This is a genomic window from Amycolatopsis sp. NBC_00348, from assembly GCF_036114655.1.
Lineage (GTDB): Bacteria > Actinomycetota > Actinomycetes > Mycobacteriales > Pseudonocardiaceae > Amycolatopsis.
In genome coordinates, this window is record NZ_CP107994.1 from 3,828,427 (window position 1) to 3,849,361 (window position 20,935).

The following is a 20,935-nucleotide window of genomic DNA, read 5'->3' on the forward strand; positions in this document are numbered from 1 at the left end:
CGACCCGCGAGGAGCGTCATGAAACAGCCCCTGCCCCAGCGGATGTACCTGTTGTGCTGGGACGGAGACAAGAACCGGCTCGACCCGGCCAGCGTGCTGGCCCGCGGGCCGCTGCTGCGGGCGGCCGCGGTGGCCGAGCTGACCCTCGGCGGGCTCCTCCAGGACCTCGACGGCAAGGCCGGCCGCACACCGCAGGCCGCGCGCACCCCGGACGACCCGTTTCTCGCCCAGGTCCTCGACGGCGTCCCGCAGGACCGGCCGCGGCGCTGGGCGAGCGTCCTGGACCGCGACTGGCACCAGGCCGAAGCCGCCGTCCGCGACCAGCTCGAAGCGGCCGGCGCCCTCGCGGTCGAGCGCCGCCGGGCGCTCGGCCTGTTCCCGGTCCGCCGCGTCACGGTGACCGATCCCGACCGGGCCCGGACGCTGCGCGAGCGCGTGCGGAACGCCGTGCTGGGCGGGCACGACCCGGCCGGGGTGGCCATCGAGGACACGAGCCTGGCGTTGTTCGCCGCCAACGGCGACGTCCACACCGTCTTCACGCCCAAGGAGCGGCGCGCGCACCGGAAGGCGTTCCGGGCGATCGCCGACCACGTCGACACGGTGCTACCGGGACTGCGGAAGGGCTTGATCTGGTCGGTGGCGGCCCGCCGCTCGGCGGCGGCCGCCTGAGAGCGTCACCAGACGAGGTCAGGGTCCTCCGCGACCGAGCGCAGCGCGGTGATCGTCGCGTGGCCTTCGGCCAGCAGCGCGGCATCGCTGCCCGGTGTCAGATAATCCTCGGCCAGTTCGGCCGACAGCGCGATCGTGCCGTCGCCGGTGTCCTCGACGTGGACTCGTACGGTGCCGGACTCGGCCAGCCCGGCTCGCCTCGGCGGACCGGCAGGCGGCGACCGCGGTGTCCCAGTGCGGGTCGGTTTCGTCGTCCAGGGCCACGTCGAGCGACTCGGCCAGCTCGCGGGCGCCGTGCAGGGACGCGGTCAGCGACGCGCCCACCGTGCCCGAGTGCAGGACCGCGCGGCCGATGTTCGCGCGAGGTGCACTCCCGACAGCACCACCTCCGGCGGCTCGCCGAACGCCCCACGCCGCCGGCAGGGCGATGAGCCCCTGGTGCGCGGCGGCCGCGTGTACCGGAACACCGGCCAGGCCCGGCACCTCCCGCCGCTCGACCGCGACCCGCCGGGTGTCTCCCGCGGCGGTGGTCAGTCCCGCGCTGGTGCCGCTCGCTTCCTGGGCCGGAGCCGCGACGGCGACATCCCAGCTGTGCGCCCAGAGATACCTGCCTACGCGGTCGGGTCGGGGCCGAGGGCGCGGTCCAGGAGCCCGCCCAGCTGGTCGAGCTGGGCGGCCGACAGGTCCCCGAAGGAGGACCCGACGACGCCGTCCGCGAGGTGCTGGCCTTCCGCGCGCAGGCGCTCGCCTTCCTCGGTGAGCCGGTGCCGCACGGCCCGGCCGGGTCCGGGGACGCGCTCGATCAGGCCGCGGTCCGCCATCCGCGTGGCCAGGGAGCCGAAGGACTGGTCGGTCTGGAAGGTCAGCACGGCGAGGTCGTGCAGCGACGCGTCCGGCTCGCGGTGCAGGTGGCGCAAGGTGTCCCACTGCACGAGGGAAAGCCCCAGCGGCGCCAGTGCCCGGCTCAGCGCGCGGTGGTGACGGTATTGCAGGCGCTTCACGGCCAGTGCGACCTCTGCCGGGGGATACGTCATGTCTTCACCCTAACTCATCGGGGACAGCTTGCTTATCTAAGGAAGCTGATCTAAGGTTCCTTAGGTAAGCCCCACCGAGACCGAAGAAGGCACCATGACCACGCTCTCCCCGGCCGGTTCGCTCCGGCCCGTCCGCACCGGGACCCACACGTTCGGCACCGCCGAGGTGACGCTCCAGGACCGCGACCGCACCCGGCCGTTCCTGCTGCTGCACGGCGGTGGCGGCGTCGCGACGATGGCCGGCTTCGCCGACCTGCTCGCCGAGCGCACCCACTCCCGGGTGCTGCTGCCCACCCACCCCGGCTTCGGCGGCACCCCGAAGGCCGACGGCCTGACCACCGTCGCCGAGCTGGCCAAGCTCTACGTCACGATGCTCGAGGAGCTCGACCTCACCGACGTCACCGTGCTCGGCAACTCCTTCGGCGGCTGGCTGGCCGCCGAGATCGCCCTGCTCGAGAGCCCGCGCGTCAGCGGCGCGGTGATCGTCGACGGCGTCGGCGTCGAGGTCGACGGCCACCCGGTGACCGACGTCCGGGGCCTGACCCCGGAAGAGCTGCGGGCCCTGTCGTGGCACGACCCGAGCCGGGCGCCGGTGCCGCCGGCCGGGGCCACCGGCCCGAGCCCGGACGTCGTCGCCCTGCTCGGTTACACCGGCGCGGCGATGGCCGACCCGACGCTGGCCAAGCGGCTCGGCGGCCTCGACATCCCGGTCCACGTGATCTGGGGCGAGAGCGACGGCATCGTCACCCCGGACTACGGCCGCGCCTTCGCCGCCGCGATCCCGATGGCGAAGTTCACCCTGCTCCCCCGCAGCGGCCACCTCCCCCAGCTCGAGACGCCCGAAGAGCTGCTCGGCGCCCTGCTCGACCTCGGCAACTGACCGCAAGGAGAAACCGCATGAGCACCTCGTTGAGCGTGACCCGGATCGGGCACGCCTGCCAGCTGATCGACATCGGCGGGCTCCGCGTCCTCACGGACCCGTGGTTCACCCAGACCGCCACCTACTACCAGGGCGAACCGGTCTTCTCCCGCGTCGAAGACCTCGGCCGGCTCGACGCGGTCGTCGTCACCCACGAGCACTACGACCACTGCGACCTCGACGCGCTCGTCGCCGGCGGCTTCGACCTCGACACCCCGCTGATCGGGCCGGGCACGGTCGCGACCATCGCGCGGGACAAGGGTTTCCGCGACGTCCGCGTCGTCGAGGCGTGGGAAGCCACCACGGTCGGCGAGCTGACCGTGACCGCGACACCGGGCAAGCACGGCGTCCACGAGGTCACCTTCGTGATCCAGGCGGGCGGCCGCACGGTGTTCTTCGGCGGCGACTCGCTGCGCGTCCCCGAGCTCGACACCATCCCGGAGCGCTTCGGGCACGTCGACCTGGCCATCCTGCCGACCAACGGCCTGTGCATCCGGCCGCTGAACCTCCAGCAGGTCGTGATGGACGCCGAAGAGGCCGCCGGGCTGACGGCCGCGCTGAAGCCGACGTTGGCCGTGCCGCACCACTACGCGTTCCACAGTGGACAGCTGGGCGACCGGATGATCACCAAGGGCGATCAGGATCCCCGCCACTACGCCGACGCGGTCGCGCGGCTCGCGCCGGAGATCGAGGTCCGGCTGGTCCTGCCCGGCATCCCGGTGCTGGTCCCGTGAGGGAGTTCATGCCCGAGGTCGGCGCGGACCTCCCGCCCGGCGAACGGCCCATGGTCGCCGTCGTCCGGGCGGTGCCCGGTCACGAGGAGCAGCTCGCCGCCGCCATCGCGACGCTCACCACCGCGGTGCGGGGCGAGCCGGGCTGCCGAGAGTTCCGGCCGTTCCGGAACGTCGCGAACCCCGGCGTCTTCTACCTCTACGAAATCTACGACGACACCGAAGCGTTCCGCGTGCACCTGGCCACCGGGCACGTCGCGCACTTCTTCACCGAACTGGCCCAGCACAGCACTTCCGACGCCGGGGCGCTCGTGCAGCTCGTCGAGGTAGCGCCTGCACTACCCGGGGTCCGGTAGGCAGCGCTACTGATCTTCGTGCCGGGTTCGACCAGCATTGGGCCATCGAATCCGGTTCGGCGAAGGAGAGCTGATGCAGACGACGGTGCGCAAGGGCGTAGTGGTGCTGACGGTGGCGGGGGCACTCGGGGCCGCCCTGACGACGGCGGCCGCGGCGGGCCCACCCCCGAAGCCGGCGGTCCAGCCCCCGAATTCGGCAGTCCAGCAGAGCCTGGACTCGCTGGTGAGCCAGGAGAAGTTCCCCGCCGCGCTCGCCTCCGTGACCAAGGACGGCCGGACGACGTCGCTGGTCTCCGGCTCCGCCCGGCTCGGCAGCCAGGTCCCGGTGCCGCGTGACGGCGAGGTCCGGGCGGGCAGCAACACCAAGACGTTCACCGCGACCGTGGTCCTGCAGCTCGTGGCCGAGGGCAAGGTCGAGCTGGACGCGCCCATCGAGAGGTACCTGCCCGGCGTGGTGCGCGGTGACGGCATCGACGGCACGAAGATCACCGTCCGGCAGCTGCTGCAGCACACCAGCGGGCTGCCGAACTACACCGAGTACATCGGACTGGAGGACTTCGGGAAGATCCAGCACAAGTTCTTCCAGCCCCACGACCTGCTCGCCGCGGCCCTCGCCCACCCGGCGAAGTTCGCGCCCGGCACGCAGTGGGAGTACAGCAACACCAACTACCTCCTGGCGGGTTTGCTCATCGAGCGCGTGACCGAACGCCCGGTGCAGGAGCAGATCACCGAGCGCGTCATCAAGAAGGCGGGACTGCGCCACACCTACTGGCCGCAGCCCGGGGACCAGACCATCCACGGACCCCACCCGCAGGGCTACGCGACCCGCACGTTCACCGATCCCACGATCGTCGACGCCACCGAGATGGACCCGTCCTGGGGCGGCGCGGCCGGCCAGCTGATCTCGACGCCGAGCGACCTCGCGCAGGTCTCGCGCGCGCTGCTCGACGGCCGGCTGCTCCCGCCCGCGCAGCTGGCCGAGATGCGCAAGACGGTCGACGCGCCGCTGCTGCCCGGGTGGCGCTACGGCCTCGGGCTGTTCCGCGTCCCGCTCAGCTGCGGCGGCGCGTACTGGGGCCACGGCGGTGACATCGAGGGGTACGAAACCCGGGGCGGCACCACGGACGACGGCCGCTCGGTCGGGCTCGCGGTGACGGCGTTGCCGGGCACGTTCGGCGACGCGGACCAGGCGGCGAAGGCCGTCGTGGCCACTGTGGACACCGCGTTCTGCCGGTGATCACCCAGGGCGCCCGGGCCGGGTTTCCGGCCCGGGCGCGACCTTCCGTTCGCCGGCCGTGAGCCTGCGGAGCGTCCACAACCCGTAGAGCGCCAGCAGGGGTTTGCCGAGCAGCCACTCACCGAGGCGATAGTCGTCCGCTCGCACGAGCCGCTCGGCGAGATCCGGGCGCTGCCGCCGCAAGTACGCCCGGGCCTTGAGCGCGTGCGCCGGCTGGGAGACGAGCTTGATGCGGTCGACGTCCTCGAGGAGCGGGAGCACGTTCGTGATGTTCTCCCAGGTCGTCGCGCTCCGGTCTTCGAGGAGCACGGTGCCGTCGAACTCGAGCACCGCCTTCGCGTAGTCGGCCATCAACCGGGCCTCCGCGGCTCCGTTGCCGGTGGGGCCACCGCTGAAGATCACGCGGGTGTCAGCGGCCGCGGACCGGATTCCGGCGCGCACCCGCCAGCGGTTGACGACGTTCGCCGTCGGCTGCGGGTTCCGGTAGCCCAGCACGACCACGGCTTCGGACGCGCCCGCACCGCGTCCGACGAGCGCGTGGGACCAGCGCCAATTCAGCCACTCGCCCCAGGCCAGGACCGCGGCTGCGGCCAGCGCCAGTCCGGTCCTTCGTCGCATGCGGCGACTCTACGGCCGAGGGCGCTCCTTGACGCCGTCGGCGAGCAGGCCGACCACCGCGGCGATCCGGGCCGCGCGGACGTCCGGCTTGCCCTTGGTCCCGTCGATCCAGCGCAGGTACGCCTTGCGGTAGAACTGCGCCAGCGTGTCGAAGAACGCGGCCGCCGCCGCGTCGGCGGCCAGCGCCGCGGCGAGGTCTTCGGCGAGGTCACCGCGTTGCGGGCCCTCCGGGGCGAGTTCGACGGTCACCTCGTCGCCGATCGCGACGGCGGTGTCGCGCAGCCACAACGGCGTCACGGTCAGTGCCCATCCGGTGTCGCCGGGAGCCAGCCTGCCGCGGACGCGGCGGTCGCCGATCGTGCCACCGACCGGGTGGTCGGCCTTCGCGCCCCACGTCTCGTCCGGGTCGAACGGCACCTCAATGACGCCGGCACCCCGGCTGCCTGCGGCGATGACGGCGCGGAACCGCTGAGCACCCATGCCCCGATCGTCGCGTCTTTAGCAGCCGCGCACAACCGCGTCCCCCGGATTCATCACCCCGGCTCAGCCGGTCCGGGCTGTTTTGCGTCCGCGCCCGGCGCGTGAGTGCATGGCAAACGGGGCAGTGGAGCGAAGGAGCTTCGACATGAACGAGCCGGCGGAGCGAGGACGCCCGGCGCCGGAGACGGGCAGCCAGGCCCGGACGCTGTGGGTGTCCCTGCCCGGCGAGGTCGCGCGGCGGTTCCGGCCGCACACGGACAACCTGGGCAAGAAGATCCTCGAAGCGATCCAGCGCGAGGTGCCCGAGTACGCCAAGCCGCTGGAAGGCGGCTTCGGCTCGGTCATCATCAAGGCCATCGAGGAAGCCGTCATCGGCTCGATCGACAGCATCGGCGGCCGGCCGTCCACTCAGGACAAGTGGGGGGCGATGTTCCGCGAGGTGGGCCGCGGCGTCCACAAGGGCGGCGGCAGCCTGGACTCGCTGCAGGCCTCCTACCGCGTCGGCGGCCAGGCCGCGTGGCGCTACATCGCGGCGTGGGGCCAGCGCACCGGCATGCCCACGCCGCTGCTGTGCGTCTGCGCCGAAGCGATCTTCGCCGTGATCGAGGAGATCTCGTCGTACTCGGTCGAGGGGTACACGGTGGCCCAGACGAAGGCCGCGGGCACGCTCGAGCGGCGCCGGCGGCGGCTGCTGGAACTGATCCTGGCCACGCCGCCGTCGTCCCCGCAGAGCATCGCCGCCACGGCGAAGGCGGCCGAGTGGAAGCTCCCGGAGCACGTCAACGCCGTGGCGCTGGAATCCCCCGACGACCAGCACGGTGACCTGCAGGGCCTGCCGCTGCACGCGGACGTCCTGGTCGACCTGGAGAGCACCCAGCCGTGCCTGGTGTCGGCCAACCTGGAGCGCGACCTGCGGCTGCTGCAGCCGGCGTTGAAGGGCTGGCTCCTGGCGGTCGGGCCGCGGGTGCCACTCGCCGACGCGGCGACGTCGTTGAGCTGGGCGTGCCGGACGCTGCAGCTGATGCGGCAGCGGGTGATCGACCCTCACCCGGTGGTGCACAGCACGGACCACTTGAGCACGGTCTGGCTGATGCACGACGACTTTCTGCTCACCGAGCTGAGCCGCAAGGTCCTCGGCCCGCTGGTCGGCCTGACCGCGAAGCAGCAGGAGCGCCTCGGCGAGACGCTGATGGCGTGGCTGGAGTCGCGGGGCAGCACGCCGGAGATCGCGGAGGTGCTGAAGATCCACCCGCAGACGGTCCGCTACCGGCTGAACCAGCTGACGGAACTCTTCGGCGACCGCTTGAACGACCCGGCCCAGCGGCTGGACATGCAGCTCGCGCTCCACGCCCACCGCCTGCGCGGCACCCGGCCCGTCGATGTCGCCCAGGGGTGAACGGGCCGTGATGACCGGCTCCACGAACTCCGCCCGGCGGTGGGACATGCACCCGTGGCGCGCGGCCGGAGTGGCCCTGGTGTGAGCCCGCCGCCGCGAACCAGCTGACGGAACTGTTCGGCGACCGCCTGAACGACCCCGCCCAGCGGCTGGACATGCAACTCGCCTTGCGCGGCACCCGGCCGATCGACGTCGCCCAGGGGTGAACGGGCCGTGGCGGCCAGGTCCACAAACTCACCCAACGCCGGGATATGCACCCGCGGTGCGCGGCCGGGCGCCCGCCGGAATGGCCCCGGGTGTAAACCCACCGCCGCGAACCAACTGACCGAGCCCGCCTCGGCGACCGCCTGAATGACCCCGCCTAGCGGCCGGACAAACAGCTCGCCCTGCGCGGCACCCGGCCGGTCGACGTCGCCCAGGGGTGAACGGGCCGTGGCGGCCGGGGTTGGTCACCCGGCCGCCACGGCCCCGTACCTGGGTCAGGCGATCGTCGTCGTGGTGAAGATGGGGCTCGGGTTGGGGAAGCAGGCCGTCGGGGCGGAGATGTCGAAGATCTGGTTGACCACCGACGTGAACGTGAGGCCCGGGTTGCTGTAGCTCGTGCCCGCCAGCTGGGTCTTGATCGTGCCCGACGTGCCGGCCTTCAGGTGGAACGTGATGGTCGGCAGCTCGAATGCCGCGCCGCCGGCGATCGGGCCGGGGAAGCTCAGTGTGGCCACGCCGCCGGTGACCGCGATCGTCGGGGCGCCCGAGCCCAGGCCGGAGCCGCCCGAGAGGGCCGCACTCACGTACGTCGAGTTCGCCGGGACCGGCAGCTTCAGCGCGAAGTTCTTGACCTGCTTGAGCTTGAAGCCCGCGACCGTGGCCGGCACGGTGTTCGGCGCCGGGTCGACGATGATGTCGAACGCCGCGCCCGGCGCGACCGTGGCCGGGGCCGTGACGTCGGTGCCCTGGACCAGGTTCGCCTGCTGCGGGCCGACGATCGGCGCGTTGGCCTGGCAGTCCAGGTTGACCGGGACGACCGCCGCGGACGCCGGGGCCGCGAGGGCCACCGCGGCCGCGCCGGCCACCGCCAGCACGCCGAGGGGACGGATGCCGTGGGACATGGGAACCACTCCTTTGTGGATGGTGACGGAACCTAACGAACGGTGAAACGGTGGGCCGTACGCGCGATTTCGAGCAGTTCGGCGTACTCGACGAGCCGGGTGCGGTCCGCCGCGGCGAGGCACTGGTAGAGCCGCAGCAGCCGCGCCGGCTCGGACGGGTGACCGGCGGCCTCCTCCAGGAAGAAGCCGACCGGCCGCTGGTAGAGCCCGGCGAGGGCCTTGAGCTCCAGGCTGTCGACCTTGCGCGTGCCCGCTTCGATCCCGGAGACCGCCGACCGCGGCACGCCGAGCCGGTCGGCGACCGCCCGCTGGGTCAGCCCGAGACGTTCCCGGCACGCCCGCAGCCGCGCGGCCAGGCATTCCTGTTCCTCATCGTTCACGCGCCTCGCCGATCAGCAGTTGGACGGCGCCTGGTCACCGGCGAACCGCTTGACGATCCACTGGTGCGCGTCCCCGTTGCCGGCGAAGATGCCGGACAGGTGGTCGGAGACGTAGGTGTTCCACTGCTCGCGGACCCCGGCGGCGCAGTAGGTCTTGTGCAGCGCGTCGGCCTGCGGCGTGTTCACGATCTCGTCGGTGCTCGCGTGGTACTGGAACACCGGCACGCGCGGCGGGTTCGCGCCGAGCTTGTTCTGCGCCAGCCGCGCCTTCCACTGCGGGGTGTCCAGCGGGTTGGACGTCGTGTAGTCGCTGATCTTCTTGAACGGGTAGTTGGTCAGCAGTTCGACCACGCAGGCGTTCTGCTTGGCGTCGTCGAGCTGCTGGCGGCCGGTGTCGTTGAGGTAGGAGTCCAGCTTCAGGTCCGGGTACGCGGCGTCGAGCCCGACCGCGGCGAAGGCGAGGAAGCCGAAGCCGATGTAGCCGTCGAGGCCCTTGGCGACCGCGGTCAGGTCGGCCGGGACCCCGCCCGCCGCGACGCCGACCAGGTTCAGCTCCGGTGCGTAGGTGGGCTGCTTCTCCCCCGCCCACATGGCTCCGCCGCCGCCCTGGGAGTAGCCCTGGAAGATCACCTTGGCGGCCTTCGAGAGCTTGGCCGGGGAGAACCGCTGCGCCGCGCGGACCGAGTCGATCACGGCCGGGCCCATCGACTGGCCGGTGATGTAGGTCGGCACGGTCGTCGGCGAATAGCCCTCGTAGTCGGTGACCGCGACGGCGTACCCGCTGGAGAGCGAGTCGTTGATGGCCGGCTGGTCGTAGAGCGTGCCGCGCTCGATCGCCTTGGACGGCGTGCACTTGAACGCCGGGCCCTGCGTGCCGACGCCGTAGCCGATGATCGGCGCCTTCGCCGGGTCGACGCCCTTCGGGACGAGGATCGTGCCGGTCACCGCGTCCGGCTTGCCCAGCCCGTTGGTCGAGAGGTACATGACCTCCCAGGCGTCGGCGTTGGCGGCGTTCATCAGCGGCACCGACGGCCGCCAGCGGAGGACGTCGCCGGGCTGCCCGGCCGGCAGCGGCGCCGGGGCCTTGTAGAAGGAGTCGTCGAACGGGCCGGGCAGGCCCACGGCCGCCGTGGCCGCGGGTACGGGCGCGGCGGCCGCCGGGGAGCCGACGACGGCCACTCCCGCCGCCAGCGTCGACAAGCTCAGCAGTGCGAGCAGGACTTTGCGTTTCACCGGAACCTCCATCGGGAAAGGATTTTCACGCGGGCAGGCCGAGCGCGTTCGCGAGGATCGGCCACGAGTTGTGCAGGGCGCGCTGCCAGTACGGCCAGCTGTGGGTGCCGGGGCCGTAGTAGTCGACGGTCGCCGGGATCCCCTGCGACTTCAGCTTGTCCGTGAAGCTCTGGGACGTCAGCAGCGCCGACGGCTCCAGCGGGTCGGACTGCCCCGGCGGGTCGAGCGGGCCGGTCTGGCCGTTGCCGCAGGAGAGGTAGAGCGCGGTGCCGCGCAGGGCGTCGGTGTGGTCGTAGGGGTTGTGCGCCGACCAGATCGGCCAGGTCGCCACCTCGTCGCCCCAGAGGTCGAAGAAGTTGTAGAACCCCGCGCGCGCCAGGATGCCCTTGATGACGCCGGCGGTGCCCGGGAAGAGCGTGTTGGGCACCCCGCTGTAGGAGGCGGCCGCGCCGAACATCCCCTTGTGCTGGAAGGCGTACGCGAGCGCGCCGTACCCGCCGATCGACACGCCGGCGACCGCGCGGCGGGTGCCGCCGTGGTAGCCGCGCTCGACGATCTGGCGGACCTCGGCGGTGTGGAAGGTGTCCCAGTCGGGGGTGTTCTTCAGGCCGAAGTTCCACCACTTGCTGTACATCCCGGCCGCGCCGTCGGTCGGCATCACCAGGATGGCGTCCTTGGTCGCGGTGAACGCCTTGACGTCGGTGAACTGGTCCCAGGACTTGTAGTCCACCGGCTCGCAGCAGCCGTGCAGCAGGTAGAGCGTCGGCCAGGTGCGCGTCGGCTGCGCCTGCCAGCCGGCCGGCACGATCAGCCGGACCATCCCGGTGGTGCCGAGGGCGGGCGAGCTGATCTTGAGGTCGACGGTGCGCGCGTCCAGCCAGGTCTCCTGGGTCACCTTCGCGCCGTCGTCGGCGGTCACCGGGGTCACCGCCGCCACCGGACTGGCCCCCGTGCCGAGGAGTACCGCCGTGAAGAGCATTGCCAGTCCTACCCGGCGACGACGTCGGCGCCCGGCCCGCTCGAGGTTCATCTGTTCTCCGTTCTCACAGCGGGATGTTCCCGTGCTTCTTGGCCGGCAGGGTCTGCCGCTTGGTCCGCAGCGTGCGCAGCGCGCGGGCCACCTGGAGGCGGGTCTGCGACGGTGCGACGACCTGGTCGACGTAGCCGCGCTCGGCGGCCAGGTACGGGCTCGCGTGGCGCTCGCGGTACTCCTCGGTCAGCCGGCGCCGGGCGGTGGCCCGCTCCGCCTCGGGCAGCCCGGCGAGCTCACGCCGGTGCAGCACCTGCACCGCGCCTTCCGCGCCCATCACCGCGATCTCGGCCGTCGGCCAGGCCAGGTTGACGTCGGCGCCGAGGTGCTTGGAGCCCATCACCGCGTAGCCGCCGCCGTAGGCCTTGCGCGTCACCACGGTCACCTTCGGCACGGTCGCCTCGGCGTAGGCGTAGATCAGCTTGGCGCCGCGGCGGATGATCCCGCCGCGTTCCTGGTCCACGCCGGGCAGGTAGCCGGGGACGTCGGCGAGGGTGAGGATCGGGATGCCGAACGCGTCGCAGAACCGGACGAAGCGCGCGGCCTTCTCGGACGCGTCGATGTCGATCACGCCGGCCTGGTGGCGCGGCTGGTTGGCGACGACGCCGACTGAGCGGCCCTCGATCCGGGCGAACGCGCAGATCATGTTGGGCGCGAAGGCGCTGTGGATCTCGGTGAACTCGCCGTCGTCGACGAGCCGCGCGAGCACCTCGGTCATGTCGTAGGCCTGGTTGAGCGAGTCCGGCACCAGCCGGTCGAGCTCCAGGTCCGCCGCCGTGAGCTCGGGTGCGGTGTCGTCGGCGTACTCCGGGGCGAGGTTGAGGTTGTTCGAGGGCAGGTAACCGAGCAGGGTCTGCACCCACTCGATCGCGTCCTCTTCGTCGAGCGCCCGGTGGTGGGCGTTGCCGGCGACCTCGCTGTTGGTGCCCGCGCCGCCGAGCTGCTGCGCCGTCACCCGCTCGCCGGTCACGGCGTGCACGACGTCCGGGCCGGTGACGAACATGTGCGACGTCTCGTCGACCATCACGGTGAAGTCGGTGATCGCGGGCGAGTAGACCGCGCCGCCCGCGCACGGGCCCATGATCATCGAGATCTGCGGGATCACGCCGGACGCGTGGGCATTGCGACGCCCCAGCTCCGCGTAGTAGGCCAGCGAGACGACGCCTTCCTGGATCCGCGCGCCGCCGGAGTCGTTGATGCCGACGACCGGGCAGCCGAGCGTCATGGCCAGGTCCATCACCTTGAGGACCTTCTCGCCGAAGACCTCCCCCATGCTGCCGCCGAAGACGCTGAAGTCCTGGGAGAACAGGCAGATCTGGCGACCGTCCACAGTGGCGTGACCGGTCACGACGCCGTCGCCGTAGGGGCGGTTGGCGTCCATCCCGAACTCGGTGCAGCGGTGCCGGGCGAACTGGTCGAGCTCGACGAACGAGCCCGGGTCGACCAGCAGGTCGATCCGCTCGCGGGCGGTGAGCTTGCCCTTGGCGTGCTGCCGGTCGATCGCGCGCTTCTCGGCGATCCGGACGACCTCGTCCTGGCGGGAGGCCAGGTCGGCGATCCGGAACGACGTCGTCGGCGTGAAGGAGAGGTCTTCGAGTGTCATCGTCATCCCTTTCCTGCGTGCTGACCGGCGAGGCGGGCGGACAGGGCGGCCGCGATCACCGCCACGTGCGGCGGGTCGATCATCGAAAGGTGGTCACCGGGCACCCGGACGATCTCCAGGTCGGCGCAGTGCGCGTCCCAGCCGAGGGGGTCGTCGGTGCGCAGGTACCGCGGGTCGAGCGTGGTCGTGAGCGGGTGCGGGTCCTGGGCCCGCAGCAGCAGCACCTTCCCGGCGTACGGCTCGGGGACGTACCTTTCGGCGACCCGGGCGTCCAGGTAGGACGTGTACTGGTGGTGCAGGACGCCCTGGCCCATCCCGGGGACCTGGGCGGCCAGCCGGCTCATCACGAGCCGGATCTGGTCGTGCTCGCCGAGCTGCCGGAGCTCGGCCCGCGGGATCTCCAGGGGCACGCCGTAGGTCAGTTCGATGTGCTCGGCGAACCGGTCGAAGCGTTCGAGGAGCAGGTCCTGCACGGGGGTGTCCGGCGCGGGCAGCGGCAGGATCGTGTCGATCATGAAGACGACGCCGACGCTCTCCCCCGCGTCGGTCAGGCGCTTGGCCGTCTCGTAGGCGAGGCAGCCGCCGAAGGACCAGCCGCCCAGCCGGTAGGGCCCGTGCGGCTGGATCTCGCGGATCAGCTCGACGTAACACGCCGCCTTGCCCTCGACGGTGTCCTCTTCGTCGATCCGCTCCAGCCCGTAGGCCGGTTGTCCTTCGGGCAGCAGGCGGACGAGCTCCTGGTAGACGCTCGTCGGGCCGCCGGCCGGGTGGAACAGGAAGACGGGGTCGGCCGCGACGCCGTCGCGCAGCAGCCGCACCGGGCCGCCGCCGAAGCCCTCGACCTCGGCGCGCAGCAGGTCGGCCAGCGCGGCGATGGTGGGCGTGGCGAACAGCAGGTCCGCTTCGGGCACCTCGTCGAGGTCCTCGGTGAACGCGGCCCGCAGCCGCCGGGCGGCGTCCTGGTCGCCGCCGACGGCGAAGAAGTCGTCGTAGACGCCCGGTTCCGGCCCGCCGAGGACGGCCTGCCAGTGCCGGGCGACCCAGCGTTCGGCGGGGTCGCGCGGCCCGAGCACGGCGTGGCTCGGCTCGGCCGGCGCGCCCGCGCCGAACCCGGCCTGCTCGGCGAGGTGCCCGGCGATCTCGGCGAGGCTCGCGCCGCGCAGCAGCAGGGGCACCGGCAGCGGCAGGCCGAAGTCGCGTTCCACGGCGCCGCGGGCCCGCATCGCCATCAGCGAGTCCAGCCCGAGGCTCGTCAGCGGCGCGTTCCGGTCGACGTCACCGGCGGCGAAGCCCATCAGCCCGGCGACGAGCGCCGCGAGGTGGTCGGCCATCGCTTTCCTTGCCCGCACCGGTTCTTCCGCGCGCAGTGCGGCCATGCCGTCCCATGTGGACGGTTCAGTGCCGCCGGGTGCCTCCGCCGGGACGAACAGCTCGAAGAACGGCCGTTCGGCCAGCCGCGGGAAGAGCGCCAGCACGGTTTCGCTGTCGACGCGAGCGACGCCGGTCGCTTCGCGATCGCCGGCGAGCACGGTTTCGAGCGCGTCGAGGGCTTCCGCGGTGCCGAGCGGGTCGAGCACCGGGTTCCGGCTGCCGGTGACGGCGCCGGCTTCGCCCCAGGCGCCCCAGTTGATCGTCGCGGCGGGCAGTCCACGGCCGCGCCGCCAGGCGACGAGCGCGTCGGCCCAGGCGTTCGCGGTGGCGTAGGCGGCCTGGCCCGGGGAGCCGAACAGCGCGGCGGCCGAGGAGTAGACGAGCCACCAGTCGAGGTCGTGGCCCGCGGTCGCTTCGTGGAGCCGCCAGGCGCCGAGGGCCTTGGGCCGCCAGACGGTCTCGACGGCTTCCGGGGTGAGGGCGATCGCGGCTCCGTCGGCGAGGGCACCCGCGGCGTGCAGGACGCCGCGCAGGGGCAGGTCCCCGGCGGCCGCGACGAGCCGTTCGGCGGTGCCGGGTTCGGCGACGTCCCCGGTGACGACCCGGACGTCGACGCCGAGGTCCCGCAGGAAGGTGTCGGTCTCGGAAGTGGGGCCGCGACGGCCGGAGAGGATCAGCCGGGTCGCGCCGCGCTCGGCGAGCCACTTCGCGGCGACCAGGCCGAGCCCACCCAAGCCACCGGTGATGAGGTAGGCACCGTCACGAACGACGGGCGCGCGGCTGCCATCACGACCGCTTGAGTCTCGCGGCGGGGCGAGGTCCGGGCGCACCAGGCGGCGGGTGTGGCGGATGCCTTCGCGCCAGGCGATCTCGTCGTCCGGGCCGTCTGCGCGGATCTCGTCCTGCAGCTCCGTCACCCACAGGCGCGCGGGGTCGGGCTCGGCGTCGAAGTCCAGTTGGCTCACTCGCAGCTCAGGGTGCTCGAACGCCAGTACGCGCACCAGCCCCCGCAGCGCCGCCAGTTCCGGGTGGCCGGTTTCGCCCGGCTCGACCGCCGCCGCGCCCGCGCTGACCAGCCACAACCTCGGCGGGTCCGGGACGGCGGCCAGCTCGGCGACCACCCCCGACAGCGTCAGCACCAGGTCACCGGAGCGTGCCGGATCCGGGGTGCCCAGCTCGGCCGCGCAGCCGACCATCGCCAGCACGCCGGTCACCTCGCGGGAACGCAGCACCTTCGCGAGGCCTTCGTGGTCGCCCAGCGGGACCGTGCACAAGGAGCCGCCGAGGCTCGCGAGCCACGGCGCGGACTCCTGCGCCGCGTCCAGGAGCACGACCCAGCTGTGCGTCTCCTCCGCGGGCGCCGGCGGCAGCTCGGCCTGCTGCCACCCGGCCTCGAACACCAGGCTCGACAGCGGCACCGGCAGCGCCGAACGCCGGAACCGCCGGCAGTAGACGTCCCGGAACTGGACCAGGACCACGTCTTCGGCGTCGACCAGCTGGACGCTGCCGAGCAGTCCGTCACCCGACTCGTCGACGGAGTCGAGGACGGCGTCGACCCGGACGCCGTGGCGGGGGTCGCCGGCGAGTGTGACCTCACCGATCGTCAGGGGCAGGTACAGGCCGGCGGCATTGCCCAGGGCCTCGCCGGTCGCGGCGGCCAGTGCGTGCAGGCAGGCGTCGGCGAGCGCCGGGTGCAGCCGGTACGCCGGGTGGTCCCGGGCTTCCGGAGGCAGCGCGATCGACGCCGACGCCCGGCCCGGTGCGGCCACGACCCGGCGCAGGCCGCGGAACGCCGGGCCGTAGTGCTGGCCCAGGTCCTCCAGCGCCTGGTAGAGGTCGACGGCGTCGCCTTCCGTGGGGCCGAAGGGCGTCGGCGGCGGCGCATCGGCCAGCACTCGCGCGGTGGCGTGGCGGACCCAGCCGTGTGCGGACTTGGCGTGGACGCTGATCTCCGTGCCCGCCAGGCTCGTCGTCACCTCGGTGTGCTCGGCCAGCGGCAGCACCTGGTGCAGTTCGAGGTCCCCGATCCGGTCGCCCGCGCCGAGCGCGAGTTCGAGGAACCCGGTCGCCGGGAACAGCGGGACGCCCATCGCGGCGTGGTCGGCGAGCCACGGCAGCCGCGCCGTGCCGATGTCGCCGCGCCACAGGTGCAGGTCGCCGCCGGGCTGTTCGATGTGGACGCCGAGCAGCGGGTGCGCCCCGGTGTCCGGCCGGTGCGCCGGGCGCTGCGGCCAGAACCGCTCGTGCCGCCAGACCGGGCCGGGCAGCTCGACCGGCGCCGTGCGCGGGCCGTGGTCCAGGACCCCGGGCCGGCCGAGGACGTGCAGCCGGGCGAGGCTGGTCAGGAACGCGACGCGCTCGTCGCTCTTGCGGCTGCCGGTGGGCAGGCCGATCGCGGCGCCGCCGGTGGTCTGCTCGATCGCGGCGAGCGCGACCGGGTGCGGCGAGATCTCGACGAACACGCTGTGGCCGTCGGCGGTCGCGGCCGCCAGGGCCTGGGTGAACCGCACCGGACGGCGCAGGTTCGCCGCCCAGTACTCGACGTCGAACGCCGGTGTCTCACGTGGATCGTCGAGAACGCTGCTGTAGCAAGGAATCTCGGCCTGGCCGGGCTTCAGCGACGCCAGCTCGGCGCGGAAGCGGTCGAGCACGGCGTCGACGGCGGCCGAGTGCCCGGCCCCGCGGACCGGGAGACGGCGGGCGAGCCGGCCCAGCCCCTCGACGTGGGCGACGAGCGCGTCGACCTGGTCGGCGTCGCCGCTGATCGTGCACTGGGTCGGCGACGCGTAGACCGCGACGGTGACGTCGGGGAACTCCGCCAGCTCGGCCGGCGACAGCTCGACGACGGCCATCGCGCCGGTGCCCCCGGCGTCGACCTCCGCGAGCAGCCGCGCGCGGGTCGCCATCACGCGCAGCCCGTCGGTGACGTCGAGCGCCCCCGCGACGACGGCCGCGGCGACCTCGCCCATCGAGTGCCCCAGCACGGCGACGGGGACGACCCCGTACGCGCGCCACAGCCCGGCCAGCGCCGTCTGCATGCCGAACAACGCCAGCTGCGTCGCGCCGAGGTCGGGCAGTTCCTGTTCTCCCGCAATGACTTCGCGCAGAGAGAACCCCGCTTCGGCGCGGAACGCCGGATCCAGGGCGTCGATCTCGGCGCGGAACGCGGGTTCGGTGCGCAGCAGCTGCCGGCCCATCTCGGGCCACTGCGAGCCGTAGCCGGAGAAGACGAACACGACGTCCGCGCTTCCCCGGGCTTCGCTGGGCCTGACGTTGCGCAACGCGTCTACGAGAGCGCCGCGCTCCTCGGCGACGACGGCCGCGCGGACGGGCAGGTGCTCGCGCCGCGTCGCCAGCGTCGAGGCGACGGCGCTCAGCGGGACGGCGCGTCCGGCGGGTGAGTCCAGCCAGTCGGCCAGCTCGGTCGCGCGGGTGTGCAGGACGTCGGCCGACCGCGCCGAGAGCGCGAAGATCCGCGGGCCGTCGGCACCGGCCCGGACCGGGAAGGACGCGGCGGGCCACTCCTCCAGCACCACGTGGGCGTTGGTCCCGCCGAAGCCGAAGGCCGAGACGCCGGCGCGGGCGGTGCCCGGGTAGCGCGGCCAGTCCGTGCCGGTCGCGACCACCCGCAGGCCGAGGTCGTCGAAGTCGATGTGCGGGTTCGGCGTGCGGTAGTGCAGGCTCGGCGGCAGCCGGCGGTGCACCAGGGCCAGGACCACCTTGATCAGCCCGGCGATGCCGGCCGCGCCTTCGAGGTGGCCGAGGTTGCTCTTGACCGAGCCGACGAGCAGCGGGCGGCCGGGTTCGCGCCCGGCGCCGAGGATCGCGCCCAGCGCGCCGGCTTCGATCGGGTCGCCGAGCAGCGTGCCGGTACCGTGCGCCTCGACGTAGTCCACAGAGGACGGATCGACACCGGCGACGGCGTAGGCGTCCCGCAGCAGCGCCGCCTGGGCGTCCGGGTTGGGGGCCATCATGCCGTTGGAGCGGCCGTCGGAGTTGACGGCGCTGCCGCGGATCACCGCCAGCACGCGGTCGCCGGCGGTGCGGGCGGCCTTCAGCGGCTTGAGCACGACGACGCCGCACCCTTCGCCGCGGGCGATCCCGTCGGCTCCGGCGTCGAACGGCTTGCAGGCCCCGTCGGGCGCGAGCACTCCGGCGCGGTGGAAGTTCGCGGTGATGCCGGGCGACAGCAGCAGGTTCACGCCCGCGACCAGCGCCGTCTCGCTTTCACCGCGGCGCAGGCTCTGCACCGCCTGGTGCACGGCGACCAGCGACGACGAGCAGGCCGTGTCGAGGGTGAGGCTCGGGCCGCGCAGGTCGAGCAGGTACGACAGCCGGTTCGCGGCGATGCTCGCCGCGGCGCCGGTGCCGGACCAGGCGTCGATGCCGGGGACGTCGGTCATCGTGAGGTAGCCGTACTCGCTGGCCGACAGCCCGACGAACACGCCGGTCCGGGTGCCGCGCAGCGAGCCGGGCGGGATGCCCGCGTGTTCCAGGGCCGCCCAGGTGACCTCCAGGAGCGTGCGCTGCTGCGGGTCCATCGCCTCGGCTTCCCGGGGCGTGATGCCGAAGAACGCGGCGTCGAACCCGGCGACGTCGCCCAGGAACCCGCCGCGACGCGGCAGCCCGGCGAGCGCGTCGGCCGGGGCGAAGGACTCCCAGCGGCCCGCGGGGACCTCGCCGATCCCGTCGGCGCCCGCGTCGAGGAACCGCCAGAACTGCGCGGGCGACTCGACGCCGCCGGGCAGGCGGCAGCCGACGCCGACGATCGCGATCGGCTCCCCCGCCGCCATCGGCACCGGCGCGGCCCGGACAACGTCCACTGTGGACAACGACGCGACGAGTGCGGTGATGCTCGGGTGCTGCCACACCAGCGTGGCGTCGAGGGGCCGGCCGAGGAGCCGGCCCAGGTCGCCGGTCAGGCTCATCGCGTCCCGTGAGGACAGTCCGGCCTCCTGCAGCGGGCGGTCGACGTCGACCTCGGCGGCCGGGAGCCCGGTGATCGCGGCGACCTGCTCGACGAGCCACGCCCGGATGGCGTCCGGAGTCATCGCGGCCACCGTCCGTCCAGGTAGGACGTCCGGCACAGCGCCCGGCTGATCTTGCCGCTGGAGGTGCGCGGCACCTCGCCGGGCGACAGGACGACGACGTCGTGCAGCCGCAGGCCGTGTTCGGCCGACACCGCCGCGCGCAGTTCGCCGACGGCGACCTCGGCGTCAGTGTTCTTGGCCCGTTCCAGCACGACGACGGCGACTTCGCCTCCCTCGTGCGGGATGGCGAAGGCCGCGGCGGAATGCAGCCGGACGGCGGGGTGGGCTTCGATCGTCTGCTCGATGTCCTGCGGGTAGTGGTTGCGGCCGTCGACGATCACGAGGTCCTTCAAGCGGCCGGTCATGTACAACTCACCTTCGAACCACACGCCCAGGTCGCCGGTGGCCAGCCAGCCGTCTCCGAACGTCTCCGCGGACGCGCCGGGACGCCGCCAGTAGCCCTGGCCGACGTTCGGCCCGCTCACCCGGATCTCGCCGACTTCGCCGTCCGCGACCGGTTCACCGTTGGTGTCGGCAATCCGGATCCGCTGGTCCACCGGCCGGCCACAGGCGACGAGCGTCGTGCCGGTGGCGGCCGGCACCGCGAACCCTTCGGCCAGGCGGTCGCGGTCAAACGTGACCTGCCGCGACGGCGTGCCCGCGTCGGTCACCGAGACGAGCACCGTCGCCTCGGCCAGCCCGTAGGACGCCCGCTGGACCTCCGGCCGCAGCCCGCAGTCGCCGAACGCGGCCTGGAACTTCGCGATGGTGGCGGGCAGGACGGGCTCGCTGCCGTTGATCAGCGAGACGACCCGGCTCAGCTCGAGGTAGCTCTTCTCGTCTTCGGTCACGCGAGAAGCGCTGTAGGCGTAAGCGAAGTTGGGGGCCGCGCTGATCGCGCCGGGGCTGGCCGAGAGCGCCCGCAGCCAGCGGCCGGGCCGCTCGAGGAAGGCGAGCGGGTCCATCAGCACCGCGGTCAGGCCGCCGAACATCGGCGCGCCGATGCCGAGGATCAGGCCCATGTCGTGGAAGAGCGGCAGCCAGCTGATCGTCGACGTCGTGCCGGACTCGGCGCCGTAGGCGGTGCAGCACTGCCGGGCGTTGGTGAGGACGTTGTGGTGGGTCAGCATGACCCCGGCCGGCGAGCGCGTCGAGCCGGACGTGTACTGCAGGTACGCGAGCTCGTCCGGGGCCGGGCGGTGCCACTCGTGCTCGCCGGTGACCGGCGGCAGGGTGTCGACGGCCACGACGGCCGCGTCGACGTCGAGGGTCCCGACGAAGCCGGTGACCTCGCCGGTCAGGTCGGCGGTGGTGAGCACGACCTGCGGCGCGCAGTCGGTGAGCGTCGCGGCGAGGCGGCCCGCGTGCCCGGGCAGGTTCGGCGCGAACAGCGGGACGGCGACCAGCCCGGCCCGGATGGCGCCGAGGAAGGCGACGACGTAGTCGGCGGACTGCGCGGCCAGGACCGCGGCCCGTTCCCCCGGCGCGGCGAGGGTGCCCAGGTGCGCGGCGACGGCGCTGACCCGGTCGTCCAGCTCGCGCCAGGTGAGGCTCACCGCGCGGCCGTCGACGCTCGTGCGGTGGTCCAGGAAGGTCACCGCGATCTCGTCGCCCAGGCTCCGGGCCCACCGGCCGAGCAGGGTGGCGAAGGAATCGCCGTCGAATGCGTCGTGGCCGGGCAGCGCGAAGGCCGTCTGAGAAATGGTTTCCATAGCCCCTCGCCAATAGCGTCGGAGTAATTA

Annotated in this window: 17 protein-coding genes; 6 read left to right on the forward strand and 11 right to left on the reverse strand. The window is 73.0% G+C overall.

What is annotated here, in order from left to right; translation table 11 throughout:
* Window positions 1–18: 18 nt before the first annotated feature.
* Window positions 19–669: a GOLPH3/VPS74 family protein gene (locus OHS58_RS16385; RefSeq protein ID WP_328648852.1), complete on the forward strand. Its 651-nt coding sequence runs from the start codon at window positions 19–21 to the stop codon at window positions 667–669.
* An 18-nt stretch (window positions 670–687) separates the two neighbouring features.
* On the opposite strand, the gene OHS58_RS48740 is transcribed toward OHS58_RS16385, so the two are convergent.
* Window positions 688–1,203, reverse strand: coding sequence for a 5'/3'-nucleotidase SurE (locus OHS58_RS48740; RefSeq protein WP_442875564.1), 516 nt, complete (start codon window positions 1,201–1,203; stop codon window positions 688–690).
* 77 nt (window positions 1,204–1,280) lie between these two features.
* Window positions 1,281–1,703: a MarR family winged helix-turn-helix transcriptional regulator gene (locus tag OHS58_RS16390; RefSeq protein ID WP_328648853.1), complete on the reverse strand. Its 423-nt coding sequence runs from the start codon at window positions 1,701–1,703 to the stop codon at window positions 1,281–1,283.
* Window positions 1,704–1,797: 94 nt separating this feature from the next.
* Between OHS58_RS16390 and OHS58_RS16395 the strand changes: the two genes are divergently transcribed.
* The 4 genes from OHS58_RS16395 to OHS58_RS16410 all read left to right on the forward strand — a co-directional run bounded on the left by OHS58_RS16395 (window position 1,798) and on the right by OHS58_RS16410 (window position 4,946).
* Window positions 1,798–2,583, forward strand: coding sequence for an alpha/beta fold hydrolase (locus OHS58_RS16395; RefSeq protein ID WP_326953825.1), 786 nt, complete (start codon window positions 1,798–1,800; stop codon window positions 2,581–2,583).
* Between the two features lie 17 nt (window positions 2,584–2,600).
* Window positions 2,601–3,356 carry an MBL fold metallo-hydrolase gene (locus OHS58_RS16400; RefSeq protein ID WP_328648854.1) on the forward strand — a complete coding sequence of 252 codons (756 nt, stop codon included), beginning with the start codon at window positions 2,601–2,603 and terminating at the stop codon, window positions 3,354–3,356.
* The gene (locus tag OHS58_RS16405; protein ID WP_328648855.1) at window positions 3,353–3,709 is read left to right on the forward strand and encodes a putative quinol monooxygenase; all 357 of its coding nucleotides are present in this window, start codon (window positions 3,353–3,355) and stop codon (window positions 3,707–3,709) included. Before OHS58_RS16400 ends, OHS58_RS16405 begins: the two co-directional genes overlap by 4 nt.
* A gap of 73 nt (window positions 3,710–3,782) precedes the next feature.
* Complete coding sequence (locus OHS58_RS16410; RefSeq protein ID WP_328648856.1) at window positions 3,783–4,946, forward strand: serine hydrolase domain-containing protein; 1,164 nt, start codon at window positions 3,783–3,785, stop codon at window positions 4,944–4,946.
* Here the strand turns inward: OHS58_RS16410 and OHS58_RS16415 are convergent, their stop codons facing one another.
* The gene (locus OHS58_RS16415; protein WP_328648857.1) at window positions 4,947–5,564 is read right to left on the reverse strand and encodes a YdcF family protein; all 618 of its coding nucleotides are present in this window, start codon (window positions 5,562–5,564) and stop codon (window positions 4,947–4,949) included.
* A 9-nt stretch (window positions 5,565–5,573) separates the two neighbouring features.
* The gene (locus OHS58_RS16420) at window positions 5,574–6,044 is read right to left on the reverse strand and encodes a DUF1905 domain-containing protein (protein WP_328648858.1); all 471 of its coding nucleotides are present in this window, start codon (window positions 6,042–6,044) and stop codon (window positions 5,574–5,576) included.
* A 145-nt stretch (window positions 6,045–6,189) separates the two neighbouring features.
* On the opposite strand from OHS58_RS16420, the gene OHS58_RS16425 reads away from it, so the two are divergent.
* Window positions 6,190–7,440: a helix-turn-helix domain-containing protein gene (locus OHS58_RS16425; RefSeq protein ID WP_328648859.1), complete on the forward strand. Its 1,251-nt coding sequence runs from the start codon at window positions 6,190–6,192 to the stop codon at window positions 7,438–7,440.
* 479 nt (window positions 7,441–7,919) lie between these two features.
* On the opposite strand, the gene OHS58_RS16430 is transcribed toward OHS58_RS16425, so the two are convergent.
* From OHS58_RS16430 to OHS58_RS16460, 7 genes are read right to left on the reverse strand one after another with little or no spacing between them, the layout of a single operon-like run.
* Window positions 7,920–8,546, reverse strand: coding sequence for a cyclase (locus OHS58_RS16430; RefSeq protein ID WP_328648860.1), 627 nt, complete (start codon window positions 8,544–8,546; stop codon window positions 7,920–7,922).
* Between the two features lie 32 nt (window positions 8,547–8,578).
* Window positions 8,579–8,926 (reverse strand): helix-turn-helix domain-containing protein, encoded by a 348-nt coding sequence (locus tag OHS58_RS16435; protein ID WP_247051178.1) that lies wholly within the window; start codon window positions 8,924–8,926, stop codon window positions 8,579–8,581.
* A gap of 12 nt (window positions 8,927–8,938) precedes the next feature.
* Window positions 8,939–10,171, reverse strand: coding sequence for a lipase family protein (locus OHS58_RS16440; protein ID WP_328648861.1), 1,233 nt, complete (start codon window positions 10,169–10,171; stop codon window positions 8,939–8,941).
* 13 nt (window positions 10,172–10,184) lie between these two features.
* Entirely contained in the window at window positions 10,185–11,189 is a 1,005-nt protein-coding gene (locus OHS58_RS16445) for an alpha/beta hydrolase (RefSeq protein WP_442875539.1), read from the reverse strand.
* A 13-nt stretch (window positions 11,190–11,202) separates the two neighbouring features.
* On the reverse strand, window positions 11,203–12,798 hold the full coding sequence (locus OHS58_RS16450) for an acyl-CoA carboxylase subunit beta (RefSeq protein ID WP_442875540.1): 1,596 nt from the start codon (window positions 12,796–12,798) through the stop codon (window positions 11,203–11,205).
* Complete coding sequence (locus tag OHS58_RS16455) at window positions 12,795–19,214, reverse strand: SDR family NAD(P)-dependent oxidoreductase (RefSeq protein ID WP_328648863.1); 6,420 nt, start codon at window positions 19,212–19,214, stop codon at window positions 12,795–12,797. Before OHS58_RS16455 ends, OHS58_RS16450 begins: the two co-directional genes overlap by 4 nt.
* Window positions 19,211–20,905: a fatty acyl-AMP ligase gene (locus OHS58_RS16460; RefSeq protein WP_328648864.1), complete on the reverse strand. Its 1,695-nt coding sequence runs from the start codon at window positions 20,903–20,905 to the stop codon at window positions 19,211–19,213. Before OHS58_RS16460 ends, OHS58_RS16455 begins: the two co-directional genes overlap by 4 nt.
* Window positions 20,906–20,935 lie beyond the last annotated feature (30 nt).

Bases quoted from the DNA above. Each gene is read 5' to 3' on its own strand.
- OHS58_RS16400 (WP_328648854.1), top strand. From the start codon at position 2,601: ATGAGCACCTCGTTGAGCGTGACCCGGATCGGGCACGCCTGCCAGCTG.
- OHS58_RS16460 (WP_328648864.1), bottom strand. From the start codon at position 20,905: ATGGAAACCATTTCTCAGACGGCCTTCGCGCTGCCCGGCCACGACGCA.
- OHS58_RS16425 (WP_328648859.1), top strand. From the start codon at position 6,190: ATGAACGAGCCGGCGGAGCGAGGACGCCCGGCGCCGGAGACGGGCAGC.
- OHS58_RS16445 (WP_442875539.1), bottom strand. From the start codon at position 11,189: ATGAACCTCGAGCGGGCCGGGCGCCGACGTCGTCGCCGGGTAGGACTG.
- OHS58_RS16410 (WP_328648856.1), top strand. From the start codon at position 3,783: ATGCAGACGACGGTGCGCAAGGGCGTAGTGGTGCTGACGGTGGCGGGG.
- OHS58_RS16390 (WP_328648853.1), bottom strand. From the start codon at position 1,703: ATGACGTATCCCCCGGCAGAGGTCGCACTGGCCGTGAAGCGCCTGCAA.
- OHS58_RS16450 (WP_442875540.1), bottom strand. From the start codon at position 12,798: ATGACGATGACACTCGAAGACCTCTCCTTCACGCCGACGACGTCGTTC.
- OHS58_RS16440 (WP_328648861.1), bottom strand. From the start codon at position 10,171: ATGGAGGTTCCGGTGAAACGCAAAGTCCTGCTCGCACTGCTGAGCTTG.
- OHS58_RS16415 (WP_328648857.1), bottom strand. From the start codon at position 5,564: ATGCGACGAAGGACCGGACTGGCGCTGGCCGCAGCCGCGGTCCTGGCC.
- OHS58_RS16455 (WP_328648863.1), bottom strand. From the start codon at position 19,214: ATGACTCCGGACGCCATCCGGGCGTGGCTCGTCGAGCAGGTCGCCGCG.
- OHS58_RS16385 (WP_328648852.1), top strand. From the start codon at position 19: ATGAAACAGCCCCTGCCCCAGCGGATGTACCTGTTGTGCTGGGACGGA.
- OHS58_RS16420 (WP_328648858.1), bottom strand. From the start codon at position 6,044: ATGGGTGCTCAGCGGTTCCGCGCCGTCATCGCCGCAGGCAGCCGGGGT.
- OHS58_RS16395 (WP_326953825.1), top strand. From the start codon at position 1,798: ATGACCACGCTCTCCCCGGCCGGTTCGCTCCGGCCCGTCCGCACCGGG.
- OHS58_RS16430 (WP_328648860.1), bottom strand. From the start codon at position 8,546: ATGTCCCACGGCATCCGTCCCCTCGGCGTGCTGGCGGTGGCCGGCGCG.